The organism is Tabrizicola sp. (assembly GCF_022842145.1).
Classification (GTDB): domain Bacteria; phylum Pseudomonadota; class Alphaproteobacteria; order Rhodobacterales; family Rhodobacteraceae; genus Tabrizicola.
On record NZ_JALHQD010000001.1, the window covers coordinates 55,999 to 72,300 of the forward strand.

General features: G+C 65.9%; 18 protein-coding genes. 7 read left to right on the forward strand and 11 right to left on the reverse strand.

The genetic code is table 11. From position 1 onward, the window contains the following. Positions 1-123: 123 nt before the first annotated feature. Positions 124-630, reverse strand: coding sequence for a BrnA antitoxin family protein (locus Q0C42_RS00290; protein WP_295070339.1), 507 nt, complete (start codon positions 628-630; stop codon positions 124-126). Between the two features lie 217 nt (positions 631-847). On the opposite strand from Q0C42_RS00290, the gene Q0C42_RS00295 reads away from it, so the two are divergent. From Q0C42_RS00295 to Q0C42_RS00305, 3 genes are read left to right on the forward strand one after another with little or no spacing between them, the layout of a single operon-like run. Further along, positions 848-1,546 carry a DUF484 family protein gene (locus tag Q0C42_RS00295; RefSeq protein WP_295070342.1) on the forward strand — a complete coding sequence of 233 codons (699 nt, stop codon included), beginning with the start codon at positions 848-850 and terminating at the stop codon, positions 1,544-1,546. Then, positions 1,534-2,469, forward strand: coding sequence for a tyrosine recombinase XerC (locus Q0C42_RS00300; RefSeq protein WP_295070345.1), 936 nt, complete (start codon positions 1,534-1,536; stop codon positions 2,467-2,469). Before Q0C42_RS00295 ends, Q0C42_RS00300 begins: the two co-directional genes overlap by 13 nt. A 52-nt stretch (positions 2,470-2,521) precedes the next feature. Beyond that, the gene (locus tag Q0C42_RS00305; RefSeq protein ID WP_295070348.1) at positions 2,522-3,226 is read left to right on the forward strand and encodes a CDP-alcohol phosphatidyltransferase family protein; all 705 of its coding nucleotides are present in this window, start codon (positions 2,522-2,524) and stop codon (positions 3,224-3,226) included. A gap of 89 nt (positions 3,227-3,315) precedes the next feature. On the opposite strand, the gene Q0C42_RS00310 is transcribed toward Q0C42_RS00305, so the two are convergent. From Q0C42_RS00310 to Q0C42_RS00325, 4 genes are all read right to left on the reverse strand, one after another. Further along, a complete protein-coding gene (locus tag Q0C42_RS00310) occupies positions 3,316-4,152 on the reverse strand; it encodes a DMT family transporter (protein ID WP_295070351.1) in 837 nt (278 codons plus the stop codon). A gap of 141 nt (positions 4,153-4,293) precedes the next feature. Further along, complete coding sequence (locus Q0C42_RS00315) at positions 4,294-4,521, reverse strand: DUF3253 domain-containing protein (protein WP_295070354.1); 228 nt, start codon at positions 4,519-4,521, stop codon at positions 4,294-4,296. Then, on the reverse strand, positions 4,518-4,964 hold the full coding sequence (locus Q0C42_RS00320; protein WP_295070357.1) for a methylated-DNA--[protein]-cysteine S-methyltransferase: 447 nt from the start codon (positions 4,962-4,964) through the stop codon (positions 4,518-4,520). Before Q0C42_RS00320 ends, Q0C42_RS00315 begins: the two co-directional genes overlap by 4 nt. After that, complete coding sequence (locus Q0C42_RS00325) at positions 4,961-5,842, reverse strand: LysR family transcriptional regulator (protein ID WP_295070360.1); 882 nt, start codon at positions 5,840-5,842, stop codon at positions 4,961-4,963. Before Q0C42_RS00325 ends, Q0C42_RS00320 begins: the two co-directional genes overlap by 4 nt. Before the next feature lie 89 nt (positions 5,843-5,931). On the opposite strand from Q0C42_RS00325, the gene Q0C42_RS00330 reads away from it, so the two are divergent. Next, positions 5,932-6,147: a hypothetical protein gene (locus Q0C42_RS00330; protein WP_295070361.1), complete on the forward strand. Its 216-nt coding sequence runs from the start codon at positions 5,932-5,934 to the stop codon at positions 6,145-6,147. A 57-nt stretch (positions 6,148-6,204) separates the two neighbouring features. Here the strand turns inward: Q0C42_RS00330 and Q0C42_RS00335 are convergent, their stop codons facing one another. Then, a complete protein-coding gene (locus Q0C42_RS00335; RefSeq protein ID WP_295070364.1) occupies positions 6,205-7,725 on the reverse strand; it encodes an AMP-binding protein in 1,521 nt (506 codons plus the stop codon). A 65-nt stretch (positions 7,726-7,790) separates the two neighbouring features. Next, positions 7,791-10,733 (reverse strand): isoleucine--tRNA ligase, encoded by a 2,943-nt coding sequence (gene ileS / locus Q0C42_RS00340; protein WP_295070366.1) that lies wholly within the window; start codon positions 10,731-10,733, stop codon positions 7,791-7,793. A 336-nt stretch (positions 10,734-11,069) separates the two neighbouring features. Between ileS and Q0C42_RS00345 the strand changes: the two genes are divergently transcribed. From Q0C42_RS00345 to Q0C42_RS00355, 3 genes are all read left to right on the forward strand, one after another. Next, complete coding sequence (locus Q0C42_RS00345; RefSeq protein ID WP_295070369.1) at positions 11,070-12,248, forward strand: NAD(P)/FAD-dependent oxidoreductase; 1,179 nt, start codon at positions 11,070-11,072, stop codon at positions 12,246-12,248. 108 nt (positions 12,249-12,356) lie between these two features. After that, positions 12,357-12,725 (forward strand): DUF2237 domain-containing protein, encoded by a 369-nt coding sequence (locus tag Q0C42_RS00350; RefSeq protein ID WP_295070372.1) that lies wholly within the window; start codon positions 12,357-12,359, stop codon positions 12,723-12,725. Positions 12,726-12,809: 84 nt separating this feature from the next. After that, positions 12,810-13,202, forward strand: coding sequence for a group III truncated hemoglobin (locus Q0C42_RS00355; RefSeq protein ID WP_295070374.1), 393 nt, complete (start codon positions 12,810-12,812; stop codon positions 13,200-13,202). On the opposite strand, the gene Q0C42_RS00360 is transcribed toward Q0C42_RS00355, so the two are convergent. The 4 genes from Q0C42_RS00360 to trpB all read right to left on the reverse strand — a co-directional run bounded on the left by Q0C42_RS00360 (position 13,191) and on the right by trpB (position 16,269). After that, positions 13,191-13,727 carry a LuxR family transcriptional regulator gene (locus tag Q0C42_RS00360; protein WP_295070377.1) on the reverse strand — a complete coding sequence of 179 codons (537 nt, stop codon included), beginning with the start codon at positions 13,725-13,727 and terminating at the stop codon, positions 13,191-13,193. The genes Q0C42_RS00355 and Q0C42_RS00360 overlap by 12 nt on opposite strands. A gap of 27 nt (positions 13,728-13,754) precedes the next feature. Next, complete coding sequence (locus Q0C42_RS00365) at positions 13,755-14,198, reverse strand: hypothetical protein (RefSeq protein WP_295070379.1); 444 nt, start codon at positions 14,196-14,198, stop codon at positions 13,755-13,757. 88 nt (positions 14,199-14,286) lie between these two features. After that, complete coding sequence (locus tag Q0C42_RS00370; protein WP_295070382.1) at positions 14,287-14,739, reverse strand: PepSY domain-containing protein; 453 nt, start codon at positions 14,737-14,739, stop codon at positions 14,287-14,289. 297 nt (positions 14,740-15,036) lie between these two features. Beyond that, entirely contained in the window at positions 15,037-16,269 is a 1,233-nt protein-coding gene (gene trpB, locus Q0C42_RS00375; protein WP_295072776.1) for a tryptophan synthase subunit beta, read from the reverse strand. Positions 16,270-16,302: the final 33 nt, after the last annotated feature.

Here is a 16,302-nt window from a genome sequence, read left to right on the forward strand (position 1 = left end):
CGACCGAGTGATCTTCCCTCTGGTGCTGATCCAGTGATATCCTATCCATCAATCGATTATTATGGCCTGTATTCAGCGGTTGTCAATTTACCGGCGAACCCGCGTTTAGTCTCGAATACCCCCTCACCGCACCAACGGCCCGCCGAACACCCGCTCCTCCCCCTCCGCCACCGCCTTCTGCACCCCCTCCTGAGCCTTCGCCCGGACGGCCTCCACCACCGGCGGCCCTGCGTCCTCCCACGCCCCACCCGTCACCTTCGCCACATCCCCGAACTGCGGCTTCTCGCCGGACCAGGCCTCCTCCCGCTCCCGGTAATGCGCCAGCGTCTCGGCCCCGCGGATCACTCCGGCCAGCCGCGCGTGCATGTAGCTTTTCAAGACGTCGTTGATCCGCGGCCCGTAGCCCTCGCCCATCGACCGGAAGAACTTCAGCACATCCGCCTCCAGCGCGATGCAGACCCGCTGCTTGGCCTGTCGCGGCGTCGCCGTGGCGATCTCGTGCCAGGCCTCGGGAATGCGCCCGGTCAGTTCGATGGTGTTGTGCAGGTCCCATTCCAGCCGCCGCATGACGTCCATCATGTAGGTCATCTGGGCGCGCTGGCGGGGCGTCTGTTTCTTCAGGTCGGGCATGGCGGCCTCCTTTGCGGCCCCCAGCCTCGCGCCCAAAGGTTAACAACGCCCAAGGCATACGCGCGTATGCACGGGGCGAATACGCGATGGATACGGGGTGTAGACCCCACTGTTGCATCCCTGCCCCATCCGCCGCCCACCCGTCCGAAAATGTGTCGCCATCTGCCTTAGCTTCGGCCTATAGTCTGCGGGAATCCTGACGGAAACTGGCACTCCCATGATCGAACCCGACCTCCGCGACCGGATCCTTGCCGAGCCTGAACGGCTTTTGGAAGACCGCGACGTGATGAACGCCCTCGTCGCCGCCAACGACCGCGAGTTGGGGGCCAATGTCGTCGACCTCCGCGGCATCGCCATGCAGCGGCTGGAGAGCCGTCTAGACCGGCTGGAAGACACCCATCGCTCGGTGATTGCAGCGGCTTACGAGAACCTGGCCGGGACCAACCAGGTCCACCGGGCGGTGCTGCAACTGCTGGAGCCGACGAATTTTGAAAGCTTCATCAAGGCCTTGACCGGTGAGGTCGCCCAGACCCTCCGCGTCGATGTGGTCCGCCTCGTCCTCGAAAGCCTGCAAGACGACCCCGAGACCGACCCCACCCTCCGCCGCCTTGGCGACGTCCTGCAAGTCGTCCCCGCCGGCTTCGTCGGCCATTACCTGACCAACGGCCGCAACGGCGCCGGCCGCCAGATCGTGCTGCGCTCCGTCACCACCCTGGCCCCCACGCTTTATGGTGAACGCGCCGAAGACCTCCAGTCCGAAGCCCTGATGAAACTCGACCTAGGCCCCAACCGCCTGCCGGGCATGCTGGTCTTCGCCTCCGAAGACCCGACCCAGTTCAAGTCCACCCACGGCACTGATCTTCTTCAGTTTTTTGCGGGCGTCTTCGAACGTTCGATGCGCCGGTGGCTGGGCTGAGCGATCCCTACCTGGCCCCTGCGCTGGGGGCCGCGCTGGCGCAGTGGCTTTCGCACCTCGCCGCGCTGGAGGGTGCCGCGGTTAACACGGTCGAGGCCTACCGCCGCGACGTGACCCGCTATCTGAAGTTCCTGTCCGCACATAACGGCGGTGCCGAGGGCATCGCCGCCGTCGCGCGCACCACCCAGTCCGACCTCCGCGCCTGGATGGCCGAGGAACGGTCGCGCGGCCTTTCCGCCAGGTCCCTCGCCCGCGCGCTTTCCGCCGTCAAAGGCTTCACCGCCTGGGCCGCCGACCGGACCGGGACCGACGCAACCACCGTCCTTTCCGCCCGCGGCCCCAAGTTCCGGCGCAAACTCCCCCGCCCGCTGTCAGAAGACGGTGCCGCCGCGATGCTGACCGAGATCGGCAGCGACGCCCGCGAAGACTGGATCGCCGCCCGCGACAGCGCAATCGCCACGCTGCTTTACGGTCTCGGCCTCCGCATCTCCGAGGCTCTTTCCCTGACCGGAGCCAACCATCCCCTGCCGCCCACACTGCGCATCACCGGCAAGGGCGGCAAGATCCGCCCCGTTCCGGTCATCCCCGCCGCGGCTCAGGCTGTTGCGGATTACGTGCGGCACTGCCCGTTCGACCTGACGCCTAACGCCCCGCTTTTTCGCGGCGCGCGCGGCGGTCCGGTGAACCCCCGCCTAATCCAGGCCGCGATGGAGCGAGCGCGCCTGCGTCTTGGCCTGCCTGCAACCGCGACGCCCCATGCGCTGCGGCACAGCTTTGCCACGCACCTCTTGTCGGCGGGCGGCGACTTGCGTGCGATCCAGGAGCTTCTGGGCCACGCCTCGCTGTCCACCACGCAGGCCTACACCGCCGTCGATGCGGCGCGCCTGATGGAGGTCTACGAAAAAGCCCACCCGCGCGCCTGAGGCGGACCGCCAAACTGTTGCACGCCGCGTCGTAATCCGCCATCAAGTCCACATGACCCCGCGCTTGAAAGCTCTCTCCGTCCATCTGCTCACCGCCTCGGGCGCGGTACTGGCGATGTTCGCCATGCTTGCAGCCGTGAAGGGCGAGTGGAGCCTGATGTTCCTCTGGCTCGTCGTGGCGCTGATCGTCGACGGGATCGACGGCCCCTTGGCCCGTAGGTACGAGGTCCACAAGAACTGGCCGACCTATGACGGCGTTCTGATGGACCTGATCGTCGACTATCTGACCTACGTCTTCATCCCGGCTTTCGCGCTGTTCCAGTCCGGCCTGCTGCCCGGCTGGACCGGCTGGCTGGCCATCATCGTGATCTGCTTCGGCTCGGTGGTCTATTTCGCGGACACCCGCATGAAGACCAAGGACAAAAGCTTTGCGGGCTTCCCGGCCTGCTGGAACATGGTGGTCCTCGTCCTCTTCGCGACCAAGCCCGGCGAGGCGGTCATCCTGTTGGTGGTGATCCTTCTGACGGTGACGATGTTCACCAACCTCAAGTTCATCCATCCGGTCCGCACCAGCCGCTGGTACGAACTGTCGCTCGGCGTCTGCATCGCCTGGATCGTCCTCGCCGGCTGGGCTGCCTGGTGGGATTTCAACGAGGGTCCGGTGGCGAAGTGGCTTCTGGTGCTGACCTCGATGTACCTGATGCTGGCAGGGATCGCACAGCAGATCATCCCCGAGGGCATCCGCCGGGTGCGTTAGGGCCAAACGCTCGTCGACGGCTGCGCCCTCCTCGCTGGCCGCGCACCGCCGCGCGAGGAGAAGTCGCCAGACGCACGACGAGCAACCCGCTAGAGCCGCGTCAGCATTACCCCCGCCACGATGATAACCGAGGCCAGCGCCTTCTCGCGGCCCATCTTCTCGCCGAAGACCAGCCAGCCGATCAACACCGCGAAGAGGATCGAGGTCTCGCGCAGCGCGGCGACCACGGCGATCGGCGCAAAGGTCATCGCCCAGATCGAGACGGCATAGGCCCCGTAGCTGGCGGCGGACGCAAAGGACCCCATCCGCCAGGCCTGCCAGTTGCGCGGGATCACGTCCCAGCCCCGCAGTGCCAGCATCCCCAGCGTGAAGAACACGCCGTCCGCCACGAAGACCCAGGCGACATAGGCGGCGGGTGAGCCCGACACGCGCGCACCGAGGCCGTCGATCAGCGTATAAGTAGCCGTCGCGCAGGCCGACCCCAAGGCGAAGGGCAAGAGCTTGCGGTCCTCGCCGCTGGTGAAGACCCCCCGCGCCATCAGAAGGATACCGGCGGCCACCACCGCGATGCCGATGTATTCCTGGTGCGTCACGGCGTCCGCCAGAAAGGCCGCGCCGAAAAGCGCCACGATCATCGGTGCGGCACCCCTTGCGATGGGGTAGACGCGGGACAGGTCGCCCCGGTCATAGGCATAGGTCAGGAAGAACTTGTAGGCGAAATGCGTGCAACCCGCCGCGATGACCCAAGGGATTGCGGCCGGGTCGATGGCCGGGGTCAGCATCACCACCGCCAGCCCGATCGGCACCTCGACGATGGACAGGATCACCATCCCGCCGACCTTCGAAGTCCCCACCTTGATCAGCGCATTCCACAGCGCATGGAGGAAAGCCGCGCCCAGGACGGCAAGGAAGACGCCAAGGGTCACATTGCACCCGTCATGAAACTGTCACGCAAGGCGTAAGCCCCGGCAGGACGGCGCACAAGCCGAAGCTTAGGTCCAGTCGCGCGCGGTCGATAGGTTCAGCCCAAGCGTAGGGTGGGCATATCGCCCACCCTGCTCCCCCGCTCAACGCAGCCGCAGCCGGATCGGCCCCCGCGCGGTCAGCGGGTCCACTTCAACGCCGCTTTGCGTCACCATGATTTCCGGCATCCCTGCCGCCACCCGGCGAACCTCGGGCATCATCGCCTCCCACCCTTCCGGTTCCAGCACCTTTGCCACCTCGGACGGGCACAGCGACTTGCCCCGCCCGCGCCGCAACGCCAGATCCAGGATGGCCTCCCGCACCCCGTTCATAGCAAAAGCGCCCCCTCGTGCCGCAACAGGGCCGCCTTGGTCTCGACCCCTCCCGGCGCCGAAAAGCCGCCGAACCAGTTCGTCCCCGTGACCCGGTGGCAGGGAATGACGATTGGCAAAGGGTTCGCCCCGCAGGCCTGCCCCACCGCCTGCGCCGGGGCCCCCACCGCCTTGGCGATCTGGCCATAGGTCCGCGTCTCGCCCCGGGGGATCGCGGCCATCGCCCGCCGGACGGCTTCGTTCAGCCCCGTGCCCCAATCCAGCGGCAGGTCGAACCGCTTCAAGCGCCCGTCGAAATAGGCCGCAAGTTGCGCCAGCCCTTCGGTCAGCACGGCACTTTCCCCCTGCGCGTCGGGCAGCCGCCACTCCAGCCCCACCAGGACCCCGTCCCGCTCCACCAGGCTGACCGGCCCGAACGGCCCCGTGATCCCGGCCCGGATCATCGCCCCCCCTCCCGCAACGGAGCGAAGGCCTGTCGCAGCACCTCGGCCATCCCCTCGATCGCCGGAGAGGTCCCCCGCGGGTTCCGCCGCAAGACCACCCGCGCCTGGTCGACGATGGGGAACCCGTCTTCCGTCGTCAGCTCGCGACAGCCCGCCGGGATTGTGCTGCGTGACAGGGGCGCAATCGCCATCCCGTTCGTCACCGCCACCCGGAAGCCGGCCGCCATGTCGCAGGACCAGGCCGCGCGCCAGTCGATGCTCAGCCGGTTCAGCGAGCCTTCCACGTAATCCCGGCTCCACTCGGACTTGAAGTACATCGCCACCGGCACCGGCCGCCGCAAATGCTGGGCGTGCGTCACCGAGGTGACCCAGACGGTGGGGTCGATGCACAGAACCTCGCCGTCCTGCACATACTGCCAGTCATAGATCACGCCGAGGTCGATCTCGTCCGCCTCCAGAGCCGCGATCTGCGACGTCGAATGGTCCACCCGGACCGAGACCTGCACCCCCTCGTGCCGCTCGTCGAAGGCCGCCAAGGCGCGGGGCAGGACCGTGCCGGAATACTCGTCCGAGATCCCCACCCGCACCGGTCCGACCAGCGGCTTTTCCCGCAGGGCCACCGCCGCCTCGTCCAGAAGCGCCACCACCCGCCGCGCATAGGGCACCAGTTGCTCGCCGCGCGGGGTGAGCACAACGCCGCGCGCCTGCCGGTCGAACAGGGGTTGGCCCAGGCTGTCCTCCAGACGCTTCACCTGCAGGCTGACCGCTGATTGCGTCCGGTAAAGCCGTCCCGCCGCCGCCGTGACGGACCCGGCATCGGCCACCGCCAGAAAACTGCGCATCAGGTCACTGTCCAGCGGCTGCATCGGAACACCCATGAGTCAGGCTTATGTCACCTATCAAACCTATTCGTTTGTGAAATGTCAAACCCGTCCCTATCTCTGGGTCTCAAGCAAAGGAGACCATCATGTTCGCCCGCCTCTTCGCCCTTCTGCAGCTGCGCCGCTCGACTGCGTTCCTGCTGGAACGTGAAGATGACCACCTGTTGGACGACATCGGCCTCACCCGCGACGACCTTCTGACGCTGCGCCGGGGCGACCATCTGACCCGCGCTTTCCTCAGCACGACCCGCCTTCCTTCGACGCCGACGCCCCGCGGTCTCCCCGTAAGCGCATCGGTTTGACTCTTCGCCGGGGGTCTTGGGCCCTCGGCGAAGTTTTTCCGCTACCTCCCGAGCGACCTAGACCGGCAGCATCCGCCGCAGGATCTTGCCCGAGGCCGACTTGGGGATCGCCTCGATAAAGCTGATCCGCCGCGGCAGCTTGTAATGTGCCAGCCGTGCGGCCAGATGTTCCCGGATCGCGGCTTCGTCGGCCCCTTCGGCGGGCACGACGAAGGCCACCGGCACCTCACCCGCCTCATCATCCGGCACGCCCCTCACCGCCGCGTCCTTGACCATCGGGCAGGTCAAAAGCGCCTCCTCCACCTCGGCGGGGGCAACCTGGAAACCCTTGACCTTGATAAGTTCCTTCAGCCGGTCGCGGATGAAGACCCAGCCTTCGGCGTCCACCTCGGCCAGATCACCCGTCTTCAGCCAACCGTCCTGGGTCAGCGTGTCCGCCGTCGCCTCGGGCCGGTTGTGATACCCCGCCATCACCTGCGGCCCGCGCACCCAAAGCTCCCCTGCCTCGCCCGGCCCGGCATCGCGCCCGTCCACCACGATCCGGCACTCGGTCGAGGGCAACGTCACGCCCACCGAGCCCTTGCGCGCCTGACCCCTTGGCGTTGCGTGGCTCACGGGGCTCATCTCGGTCATCCCGTAGCCCTGCACCGACAGGCAACCGATCCGCGCCGCGACCGCATCACCGACCTCCCCGCCCAAGGGAGCCGCGCCCGAGAAGAACCGGTCGACGCAGGACAGATCGAACCCCGCCACCATCGGGTGCTTCGCCAGCGCCACCGCCACCGGGGGCGCACTGTACAGCGTCGGGGTCCGGTACTTCGCCGCCAGGGTCAGGAACTGCTCCAGATCGAACCGGGGCATCGTTACCACGCCCGCCCCTGCCGCCAAATGCATGTTCATCAGCACGGTCTGGCCGTAGATGTGAAAGAACGGCAGGAAGCCCACCGACCACGTCCCGGCATCACAGCAGACCATGGCCAGCATCTGATCCACATTGGCCACCAGATTGCGATGCGTCAGCCGCACGCCCTTGGGCAGACCCGTCGTCCCGCTGGAGTAGGGCAGCACCACCACATCCGTCTCGGCAGCGACCGGCACCTGGACCTGCAGCGGCGCGCCCATCAGCGCGGACAAGGGCGTCGCCCCCTCTGCCTCGCCGATCACCACGATCTCCCGACCCCCGGCGGCTGTTCGTGCGGTTTCCAGGAAGGCCGGGATCGTCACCAGCAACGTCGCGCCGGAATCCTCCAGCTGGTGCGCCACCTCGGGCGCGGTGTAGGTCGGGTTGATCGTCGTGACCGTCGCCCCGGCATAGGCGACACCGTGGAACACCACCGCGTATTCCGGACAGTTCGGCGCAAGGATCGCGACCACATCGCCCTGGCCGATGCCCCGCGACCGCAGCCCACCGGCCAGCCGCCGGACACCCTCGACCAAGGCCCCCGCCGTCATCTCGCGCCCAGAGGGGCCGTCGATCAGCACCACCCGGTCAGGGTCGCCCTCCAGCCCGCGAAACACACGCTCGGTGATGCTTTCGCCGGTCAGCGGGATCGGCGGATACGGGCTTTGGTAGATCATGGCTGTCCTCCCCTGGTCAGGGGAGGATACCACGCTTTGAGACGAAAAGTTTCAGTCCCCTGACGTCAGCCCAGCGCGTCGTTGCAGCGCTGGCAGGTGCCGGGGTGCTTGTGCGTGCCGACGTCGGCCAAGACGCGCCAGCAGCGTTCGCACTTCTCACCCTTCGCGGGCTCGAAGAGCACGGCCACTTCGGCGACGTCCGGCAACCGGAACGCATTCTCGGGCGCAGGCTTCGTCGACAGCCAGATGCACGAGGTGATGCACAGCTCCTCGAACTTCACCGTCTCCAGGATGGACATCATCACCGGCGAGACGAACACCGTCGGCGCCGCTTCCAGGCTGGAGCCGATCACCTTTGCCGTCCGCTGCACCTCCAGCGCACCGGTGACCACCCGGCGCACTTCGCGCACCTGATCCCACTTCGCGGCCAGCGCCTCATCTAGCCAGGCCTTCGGCGTCTCGGGGAAGTCGATCAGATGGACGGACGAGTCCTCGCCCGGGAACCGCTCCAGCCAGACCTCCTCCATCGTGAAGACCAGCACCGGGGCCAGCCAGGTGGTCAGCCGGTGGAAGAGGATGTCCATCACCGTCCGGCACGACCGCCGCGTCAAGCTGTCCACCGGATCGCAGTAAAGGCTGTCCTTCCGGACGTCGAAGTAGATTGCCGACAGGTCGGTGGTGCAGAAGGTGAAGAGCTTCTGGAACACGCCCTGGAAGTCGTACTTGGCGTAGCCCTCGCGCACCTCGGCGTCCAGTTCCGCCAACCGGTGCAGGATGAACCGCTCGCTCTCCGGCATGTCCTCGACTGCCACCCGCTCGGCCTCGGTGAAGCCCTTCAGCGCGCCCAACATGTAGCGCATCGTGTTGCGCAGACGCCGGTAGCTGTCGGCGGTACCCTTCAGGATCTCCTTCCCGATGCGCTGGTCGACCGTGAAATCGGCCTGTGCCACCCAGAGCCGCAGGATATCGGCACCGTATTCCTGGATCACGTCCTGCGGCGCGACGGTGTTGCCAAGCGACTTGGACATCTTCATGCCCTTCTCGTCCAGCGTGAAGCCGTGGGTCAGCACGCCCCGATAGGGCGCGCGGCCCTTGGTGCCGCAGGATTGCAGCATCGAGGAATGAAACCACCCGCGATGCTGGTCGGTGCCTTCCAGATAAAGGTCGGCGATCCCGTCCGCCGCGCCATCCTCACGGTCGCGCAGCACGAAGGCGTGGGTGGAGCCGGAGTCGAACCAGACGTCCAGCACGTCGAAGACCTGTTCATAATCGGACGGCTCGACGATGGCAGAGAGCATCTTCTCCTTGAATCCTTGCACATACCACACGTCGGCACCGTCCGCCTCGAACGCCGCCTTGATCCGCGCGTTCACCTCGGCGTTGCGCAAAAGGAAGTCCGCCGCATCCGGCCGAGCGCCCTTCTTGACGAAGGCCGTGAGCGGCACGCCCCAGGCCCTTTGCCGCGACAGCACCCAATCCGGCCGCGCCTCGATCATCGAGAACAGCCGATTGCGCCCCGTCGCGGGCGTCCAGTCCACCAGCTGATTGATCGACGTCAGCGCCCGCGCCCGGATCGTCTCGCCATAGGTCGAGAGCCCGTCGTCCAGCTTCCGGTCGATCGCCACGAACCACTGCGGCGTGTTGCGGTAAATGACCGGGGCCTTCGACCGCCAGGAATGCGGGTAGGAATGCTTCAGCTTCGCCTTGGCAAACAGCGCGCCGGTGTACGCCAGCTGCTTGATGACCGACACGTTCGCCGGCCCCTCCTTGCCATCGGGCGTGATGATGTGCTGCCCGCCAAAGAGCGGCAGGTCAGTGCGGTAGGACCCATCCGCCTCGACATTGTAGGTCATCGGCAGCCCGAACTTCACGCCCAGCTGATAGTCGTCATCGCCGTGCGACGGAGCGGTATGCACAAACCCCGTCCCCGCGTCGTCAGTGACATGGTCGCCGGGGAGCATCGGGACGTCATAGTCCCATTCATCAAGCTGTTTGCCGTCGGCATCCTTTATCCCACGGAACGGATGCGCGAGGCCCATCTGTTCAAGTTGAACAGCCGGAACGTCCCGCACCTTTTCGAATCGAGCGACTTTCGCCGCGCTCAAGACGCCTGCAGCCAGCTTGTTCGCAAGAACGAGTGTTTCACCGACAACTGCTGACGAATTCTCAGCAACTTCCAAGACTTCAAACAACCCGTATTCGATATCCGGGTTAAAGGCGACGGCACGGTTCTGCGGAATCGTCCAGGGTGTCGTTGTCCAGATCAGCACCGAAGCCTTGCGAAGATCGTCGTGCGACCGGAGGTCCAGATCGTTCTGCTGCGGCACCATCCAAGGCTTAAACCGCACCCAAACCTGATGGCTGGTATGGTCATGATACTCCACCTCCGCCTCGGCCAGCGCGGTCTTCTCGACCGGAGACCACATCACCGGCTTCGAACCTTGGTACAGCGACCCGTTCATGACGAACTTCATGAACTCGTCCGCGATCACCGCCTCGGCGTGGTAGTCCATCGTGAGGTAGGGCCGGTCCCACTTCCCCGTCACGCCCAGCCGCTTGAACTCCTCGCGCTGGATGTCGATCCAGCCCTCGGCAAAGCGGCGGCATTCCTGGCGGAAGTCGACGATGTCCACGTCGTCCTTGTTCAAACCCTTGGCGCGGTACTGCTCCTCGATCTTCCACTCGATCGGCAAGCCGTGGCAGTCCCAGCCCGGCACATAGCGCGCATCGCGGCCCATCATCTGCTGCGACCGGACCACCATGTCCTTCAACACCTTGTTCAGCGCGTGGCCGATATGGAGGTGCCCGTTCGCATAGGGCGGTCCGTCGTGCAGCACGAAGGGCGCGCGCCCCGCCGCAGAGGAGCGCAGCCGGTCATAGACCCCGATCCGCTCCCACCGCGCCAGCCATTCCGGCTCGCGCTGCGGCAGACCCGCGCGCATCGGGAAGGTGGTTTCGGGCAGGAAAACGGTCTCGCGGTAGTCGACAGCGGCGGTATCGGCGGACATGGCAGGGAAACCTCAAAGGTCAGGGTCAGAAGGGTCCAGGAAAGGACCAGCGGCAAGACGTCAAACCCGGCAAGGCCTCAGCCCGCCGGGCAAGTAATTCGCGACCGAATGACCTGACCTATCTGCATGACCGGCCTTATAGACAAAGGCCCGACAGGGGTCCAGCCCGCGCCCATGCCTTTCACATTTGCCCAAATATCCCCGCCGGCGGCCCCGAGGAGGAGGCGCAAGCCCGACGACGAGACAAATGACCTGCGGCGCAAGCCGCTCCATTCAAAAACCGCCCGCGACACCGCTGCCCTTGCCAGAACCACAATCCTTTGCCACCGATGCGCCATGACCTACCGCATCGCCATCATCGGGGCCGGAATGGGCGGCCTTGCCGCCGCCGCCCTCCTGGCGCAGGACGGCCACGCGGTCACCCTGTTCGAGCGTTTCCCCACCGCGAAACCCCTCGGCTCCGGCCTCGTCGTCCAACCCGTCGGCCTTGCCGTCCTTGATGCACTTGGAGCCGGTGAGGAAGCCCGCAGCCTTGGCGCACCCCTGACGCGGATGCTCGGCCACTCCGGCCCCCGCATCGCATTGGACGTCGCCTACCGCACTGGCCAGCCGGGCCTGGCGATGCACCGGGCGGCGCTCTTCCATTGCCTCTGGCAGGCCGCCACCCGCGCCGGGATCAGCCCCACCACCGGCCACACCGCCACCGGCACCCGCGAGGGCCCGGTCGGCATCCACCTGACCACCGATCAGGGCGAGCACGGCCCCTTTGACCTTATCATCGACGCTTCGGGCGCGGCGTCGACCCTCTCACCCCTCAAGTCCAGACCCCTGCCCTTCGGAGCCGTCTGGGCCCATGTCCCCTGGCCCGTCACCGACCTGCCCGGCACTGAACTCCGCCAACGCTACCACCGCGCCTCACGGATGGCCGGCATCCTGCCCATTGGCCGGCTGCCCGGCGACCCGACCCCACGGGCCGCCGTCTTCTGGTCGCTTCCCACCGCCGAATTGGATGCCTGGCCGACCAAGGACCTTGACGGCTGGAAGGCCGAGGTCACAGACTTCTGGCCCGCCATGTCGCCCTTCCTGGCCCAGATCACCGACAAGGCCCAGCTGACCCCGGCCCGCTACAGCCACGGCACCCTCGCCAAACCCTACAACCAACGCCTGATCCACATCGGCGACGCCGCCCACCGCGCCAGCCCGCAGCTGGGACAGGGGGCCAACATGGCGCTGCTCGACGCGCTGGCGCTGGCCCTGGCGCTGCGCCTGCCGCTGGAGGACGCCCTGCCCCGCTACCGCCAGTCCCGCCGCTGGCACCTGGGCCTTTACCAGACCCTCTCCGCCGCCTTCACCCCGCAATACCAGTCGCACAGCCGCGCACTGCCCGCCCTGCGAGACCGCCTCCTGTCGCCGATTTCCCGCTTCTGGCCCCTGCCACGCATCCTGTCGGCGCTGGTCTCCGGCGACCTGATCCCGCCTATCGCGGGCCAGCCCACGGGCCATCAACCAAAGTAAACAATTCCTGAATGCATGAGCTCAAGGGTTTGAATTCATTACAACTGACCCCAGCGTCTGGCGTGGACAAGGCTGGACAGCCCGTCCCCGACCTGCCATCCTGAGCCCATGAAACTCCCCTCCCTCAACGTCCTCGGGCAGGACATCGAACCCTGCTCCTCCGACCCCGTCACCGGCTTCTTCCGTGACGGCTGCTGCAACACCGGCCCGATGGACCGGGGGCTGCACACCGTCTGCGCCCAGATGACGGCCGAGTTTCTGGCCCTGTCGAAATACCTCGGCAACGACCTGTCGACCCCCCGGCCGGAATACGGTTTCCAGGGTCTGAAGCCCGGCGACCAGTGGTGCCTCTGCGCCGCGCGGTTCCTCCAGGCCCATGAGGAGGGCGCTGCCCCGAAGGTCCGGCTTGCCGCCACGCATCAGGCGACCCTTGCCGTCGTTCCCCTGGACATCCTGCGGCAATACGCCACCGACTGACCCGATGCCCGCAGGTGGACTTCCGTCCCGCCCCGCGCGACACCAGCGAGGAGCGCACGCAAGTCGCGTGGACGAGCGAACCCCATGATCCCGCCCCGCTTCGATGTCACCGAAGACCAGATCGCCCGCGTGGTGGCGACCTTCTATTCCTGCATCCGCGACCATCCCGGCCTGGGCCCGGTTTTCGCGGCCCATGTCACCGACTGGCCCGCGCACGAGACGAAGATCACCCGGTTCTGGCGCAACGCGATCCTGCACGAACGCAGCTACGACGGGAACCCGCTGGCCGTCCACCGCGCCGCGGGGAACGTCCGGCTGGGGATGTTCGAGGTCTGGCTCGGCCTGTTCGACAGCGTGCTCAAGCTGGAACTCCCACCGGAAACTGCCGCGGAATGGTCGGCCCTGGCCCACCGGATCGGACGCGGATTGATGTTCGGGATGCAGGGCGACCGGGGCGCGCCGCCGTCACTTCGCTGAGATCATGGCCGAGGGCGGCGGCGCTGGCATCGGTCGCACCGTCCCGTCGTCGCGCATCAGGTCCTCGATGAACAGCGACAGAAGTTGCGACCGGCCGCTGACCCCCGCCTTGCGGTAGATCGCATTCGTCTGGGCCTTGACCGTGCCTTCCGAGGTCGTCCGCAGCGTCGCGATTTCAGCGGTCGACATGCCCTTGATGGCGAACAGTGCCACGTCGCGCTCGGACGGGGTCAGTCCCCATTCGGCAAAGCGTTCCTCCAGAAGGTCCATGAAGGCTCCCGAGGCCCGGCGCAGCTGCTCTTGCGCCTGGTTCCGGTCCCGGAGCGCTCGCCGCAACATCACCCCGCCCAGGACCACCCCCAGGATCAGCCCGATGGCGGCGCCGATCTCCAGAAGCTCGCGCATCTCCCAGCTGATGGGTGCAGTCTGGAAGCCGAAGAAGGACGACAGGATGTCGGACACGAAAAAGAAGGCGCACAGCGCCTGGATGACCAGGATCGCGATGAAGGGGGCCGCGCGCCTCACCCCCGAACCACGTGCCCGGACAGACGGTCAGTCGTCGTCATCGTCGTCATCATCATCATCGTCATCACCGTCGTCACCGCCGCCGCTACCGCCACTTCCGCTGCCGCCATGACCGCTGTTGTCGTCATCATCGTCGTCATCGTCATAATCGTCGTCATCGTCGTCTTGACCCTGGCCGCCGTTTCCGGACCCCTCCTCGATGATTTCGACCTTGCCCTTGCCGCCGGACTTGGGGGTCCAGAGATCGCGCAGGATCTCGCCCGTCCGCGGATTGATGATGATCTCGCGCGAGCCGTCGTTGCGTGACGCGACGATCCTAACGCGGCCCAGCAAGGTGCGCTCGGTCACGACCGATCGGAAGCCTTGCCGCTTCAGTTGCGCGACAATGTCATCCACCATGCCTTGGGCCAGCGCAGGACCTGCCAACGCGATCCCAGCCACCATCCCGGTAAGAAACGCTCTGCGTTTCATGTTACACCCCGTAAAGGTTCAGGCCGACTATGCGACATGCCTTGGGCCCCGGCAAGACCGGGGCCCGACAGCAGGTCACATCGCGACCTCAGTTGTCGTCATCGTCACCGTCATCATCGTCGTCATCGTCATCATCATCGTCGTCGTCGTCGTCGTGGTCGCTCCCATGATCGTCGTCCTCGTCCTCGTCCTCGTCATCATCCTTGTCGTCGTCCTCATCGTCGTCGTCGTCGCCGTCCTCGAAGTCCTTCTTGACGGTCTTGACGTCCTTGCCCGTGCGTCCGGCATCGTCGCCGTCGTCGGCCTCGTCTTCCTGCTTGATGATCTTGCCGGTCGCGTTGTCGTAGACAACCTCGACCTTGCGGCCATCCTTGATCGCCTCGACCTTGGTCTGGGTCGGGCCGATCTTCACTTCTACAAAGGAAAAGCCCTTCGCAAGGTAGGCATCAGCCAGTTGGTTGCCGTCGATGGCGGCAAATGCGGCGCCTGCCGAAAGCGCAATCGCGGCGGTGTAGGTCAAAAGCCTGTTTCTCAGCTTCATCGGTTTTCTCCGTCCTCAGGGTCCTCGTTACGGTTCCAGCCCGTCGGGACGCAGCCAGTGCGACCGTCGAGGGCATGGAGACCACAAGCACCGACCGAGGCCGGACTGACTATTGCACAGGGGTTTAGTGACCGCGCCTTAGGCCGCCGGTTTGCGCCAATAAACCGGGGTTTATGCCTTTCGCGGCATTATCGACCCCGTATCGGCCGGGTCAGGTGAAACTGCACCGTTTCACCCAAATAAAAAGGCCCTCCGCCTTTGCGAAGGGCCGCAAGAATCGCCGGGACCTAGGCCCGGTCAGACCTTCATCTGGAAGCCCAGGTGCTTAGCCACCGTGAAGATGTCCTTGTCGCCACGTCCGCACATGTTCATCACGATGATCTGGTCCTTCGGCAGCGTCGGAGCCAGCTTCATCACCTGCGCCAGGGCATGGGACGGTTCCAGCGCCGGAATGATTCCCTCCAGCTTGCAGCAAAGCTGGAACGCCTCCAGCGCCTCGGCATCGGTGATGCTCACGTATTCCGCCCGGCCCACGTCATGCAGCCAGGAATGTTCCGGCCCGATCCCGGGATAGTCGAGACCGGCCGAGATCGAGAAGCCCTCCAGGATCTGCCCGTCATTGTCCTGCAACAGGTAGGTCCGGTTTCCATGCAACACGCCCGGACGTCCGCCGGTCAGCGAAGCGCAATGTTCCATCCGGTCGTCGACACCCTTGCCCCCGGCCTCGACGCCGACGATCCGCACTGAAGGGTCATCAAGAAACGGGTAGAACAGGCCCATCGCGTTCGACCCGCCGCCGATGGCCGCGACAAGGACGTCGGGCAGACGACCCTCGCCCTCCTGCTCCTCCAGCTGCCAGCGCACTTCCTTGCCGATGATCGACTGGAAATCGCGGACCATCGCCGGATAGGGATGCGGGCCTGCCACGGTGCCGATGCAATAGAAGGTATCGCGGACGTTGGTGACCCAGTCGCGCAGCGCGTCGTTCATCGCGTCCTTCAGCGTGCCGCGACCGGAGGTGACCGGAATAACCTCGGCGCCCAGCAGCTTCATCCGGAACACGTTCGGAGCCTGCCGCTCCACGTCATGCGCGCCCATGTAGACCACGCATTGCAGCCCGAACTTGGCGCAGACCGTTGCCGTCGCAACGCCGTGCTGCCCCGCGCCCGTTTCCGCGATGATCCGCGTCTTGCCCATCCGACGCGCGAGGATGATCTGACCAAGGACATTGTTGATCTTGTGCGCGCCGGTGTGGTTCAACTCGTCGCGCTTCATGTAGACCTTGGCACCGCCCAGATGCTCGGTCAGCCGCGGTGCATAGTACAAAGGCGAGGGACGACCGACGTAGTGCTTCCACAGGTCGTCCATCTCGGCCCAGAAGCTGGGATCGGTCTTGGCATGCTCGTAGCGCTCTTCCAGTTCCAGGATCAGCGGCATCAGGGTTTCACTGACGAACCGCCCACCGAACAGGCCGAAGCGTCCCGCCTCGTCCGGACCCGTCATGAAGCTGTTGATTCCGTCCTCGGCCATGATCTTTTCCTCTGTTCTGCTGCGTTCGATGTA